The 3,255-nt window shown below is 68.5% G+C and carries 1 protein-coding gene and 1 pseudogene; one reads left to right on the top strand and one right to left on the bottom strand.

Annotation, left to right across the window (positions count from 1 at the left end; translation table 11 throughout):
* Nucleotides 1–1,988: sensor histidine kinase (locus AOK16_RS01125; RefSeq protein WP_169790845.1), on the bottom strand; the 1,988-nt coding region annotated here is incomplete at its 3' end.
* Nucleotides 1,989–2,752: 764 nt separating this feature from the next.
* Between AOK16_RS01125 and AOK16_RS01120 the strand changes: the two are divergent.
* A pseudogene (locus AOK16_RS01120) lies at nt 2,753–3,255 on the top strand (hypothetical protein); the annotation flags it as partial.

The following is a 3,255-nucleotide window of genomic DNA, read 5'->3' as shown; positions in this document are numbered from 1 at the left end:
TGCTGGGGCGGGTTCGGCGAAGGCGCGCGGTGGTGCTGGGGCGCCGTCGGCGAAGGTACGCGGTGGCGCTGGGGCGCGGCCGGGGAGGGCGCGCGGTGGTGCTGGGGCGGGTTCGGCGAAGGCGCGCGGTGGCGCTGGGGCGCCGTCGGCGAGGGGGCGGAGCCGCCGTCCATCGCCTGAGGGACGGCTGCGGTTGTCAGCAGCAGATGACCCGGCAGGGACAGCTCCGCGGTGGTGCCCTCGGGACCGGACCACAGCTGCACTCGTACGCCCAGCCTGGCCGCCAGCCGGCTGACCACGTGCAGTCCCATACAGCGGGTGGCGGCCACGTCGACCAGGGGGGCGTGCTGCAGTTGGTCGTTGAGTGCCGTCAAGCGGCCGGCGGGGATGCCCAGGCCTTCGTCATGGATGTGGACGGTGAGAGCGCCGCCGGGCGCCGGTGCCGCCATCACCTTCACCCGGGACGCCGGGTCGGAGAACTGGGTGGCGTTCTCCATCAGCTCCGCCAGCAGGTGTGTCAGGTGGTGAGTGGCGGGGCCGGAGACGGCGGTCTGCGGTATCCACGCCACATCGATCCTGGTGTACTGCTCGACCTCGGCGGCGGCGGCTCGGATGACATCGACGAGCAGGGCCGGCTGCGTGCGCGTACGGCCGGGTTCCTCGCCCGCGAGAAGCAGCAGGTTCTCCCCGTGCCGACGCATACGGGTCGCCAGGTGGTCCACGTGGAACAGCTCGGCCAGGGTCTTCGGATCGTGCTCCGCCTGTTCCAGAGCGCTGATCAGGTCGAGCTGGCGATAGATCAGCCCTTGGCTGCGCCGGGAGAGCGCGACCAGCATCGTGTTGACGCTCGTCCGCAGCACCGCTTGCTCGCCGGCCTGCTTCACGGCCTCGTGGAACACCGCGTCGAAGGCGCGCGACACTTCTCCGATCTCGTCCCTGACCCCGAGGTCGAAGGGCGCGGACTCCAGGTCCACTTGATCGAGACCGCCTCTGGCCGAGATTTCCTTGACTAGGCTGGGGAGTTGGGCATCGGCGACCCGCAAGGCCACCCGGCGCAGTCGCCGAAGCCGGCGGATGAGGGTGCGCGCCATGAACACCGCGATCGTCAGTGCAGCCAGCAGCGCCGAAATGACCAGCGTCACCTCGGTCAGGGCCTGACGCGTCGCTTCCTTGCGGCTGCTCGTCGCCTCATCGAGCAATCGCTGGGCCGCCTCGGTCTCGACCTCGTGCAATTGGTCCAGCATCTCGGTCGCGGCGCGATGCCATTGCTGAACCGAGACGCCGTTCTTGCCTTTCGGGTTGGCGAGCACCTTGTCGATCATGCCTGGTACGACATCGCTGTTGACGATCTGGTCGTAGTTGGCGACGTCCTTCCCCGCGTCGAGGGTGCGGAACTCCTGCCGCGCGCGCTTCTCCACTCCGCGCAATTCCTCGACCGCCGTGGCCTCGGCGCGGTTCGGCCCCCCGCGTTCCAGCGTCGCGTTCAGCACCGCCCGCTGCCCGGACAGCGCGGACTTCTGGATGGACAGCGAGTGGAGTGCCCACCCTTCCGACATGGGTTGTTCTTCATCCCCGAAGTCGAGTGCCGTGTCCAGCGCCAGGAGGGGCGTGATGACGTCCTCGTATGCCTGCTGGGTGGGGAGGGTGCCGAACTTTTCGGTGAATGCCTTGGACCGCAGGGCGGAGAGGCCCGCCAGCGCCTTGTCGGCATTCGCCAAATTCTCGTCCAGCGCCGCGCTGCCCCGCACCTCCGCGGACTTGCTCCGGAAGTCCTTCAGGGACTGGTCCGTTGCCTCACGATGCCTGCTGACATCGGGCGTCTGCCGGCCATGGGCCAGGGCGGCGACATCGCGTTCGTTCTGCAGGGAATGGGCCGCAACGGTTGCCGCGAACACCAGCTGGGTCCTGAGCTGAGCGTTCTCCTTGCGCTTCGCGCGCTCCACGCTGTCGCTGACGTCGTGGGCGACGAGCGCGGCGCACAGCAGCATGGGCAGGGCGAGCAGCGCGACCAGCCGCGTGGTCAGCCGCCAGTGGCGGGGCGACCAGTTGGGGCCGCTGCTGGAACGAGCCCGCCCGGTCGGCGAGACCCGCTCCCTCGGCCTGCGGCTCGGATTGCTCCGATCTCCGAGCCCCATTGCCCACTCACCAGCCTCTCTCCGTGGCATTCGTCCGGTTACGACCTTAGGAGAGACAGGATTATCGAAAGGTTCGGTAAAAGGCGGATCAGGCATCGACGAATGGTGACTGTTTGCCTTGGCGGCCGGTGGCAGGCGGGTGATGACTACGCTTCGCGCGCGATCACTTTCGTACGGCGATTCCGGCGGCTTTTTGCCCGGTTCGTAGGGTTTTGATGTATCTGATGAGATGGCGCGAGAGGGCTAACAAGATCAAAAGGTTAACGCAACCTAGAGATGATCAAAACTCTGCATGAATTCCGTTGGGGCGCATGGCCCGGACGCCTGCCGCCGCCCACTCCATGGGCCGCGACGCATGGCGGCGGGCAGTCGAGACGGGGGTCTGCGGGCCGGGACTCTCCCGGTGGAATTCGCCGGGGCCCGCCAGGCGAAGCGGGCGTGGTGCTCCTCGCTCATTGAAGATCATTAATGGACATTCCCCCGCGCCGATTAGACTGCCGAAGGTTGTCAGCCCAGGAACTTCGGAGAATCAACTCGTGGACGACGTGAACGAGCAGGGTCCGGCCTCCGCGAGATATGCGACTGAAGAGGCCAACTCTCGAATAACGGGGGGCGAGTTGCTCTCCGCACTCACCTTCCGCCGCCATCGGCTGCTCAAGGACAAGCGCGTGTGGCCCGTGATCGCGGTGTGTGCGGCCGTACTGGGTGGAGCACTCGTGCTCGCGTCCTTCGGCGCCTTCAGCGGCCCCGGCAGCCTGCTGTCCCGCCTGCCATCGGCCCTGGGGGCGGCAGTCGGACCGGACGCCGACGAGGACGACCTTTCCGGGGCGGGGGGAGCCCAGGACGGTGATACGGGCGGGCTCAAGGTCCTCCCCTGGCTGGCCGCCGGCAAGGACGGCAACAGCAGTACTCCTTACGCGGAGGGCGACGGCGCCCTCCCCCTGGTTCCCGGTTCGCTCTTCCCCGGCCACCTCGGGGTGCCACCCGGCCTGTCCGGAACGGGACTCGGCGGGCCGGTGTTCGGTGGGCCGGTACTCGGGGGGCCGACAGGGGAACGCCCGGCGGATCCATCGGTCCCGCCCCCGCCGTCCGGCGGCGGCCCTACCGGCAACCCCAGCAC

Origin of the sequence: Streptomyces pathocidini, assembly GCF_001418495.1 — a bacterium.
Taxonomy (GTDB): Bacteria; Actinomycetota; Actinomycetes; order Streptomycetales; family Streptomycetaceae; genus Streptomyces; species Streptomyces pathocidini.
The sequence above is the reverse complement of the archived record's forward strand: the minus strand, read 5'-3'. Positions and strand labels throughout refer to the sequence as shown.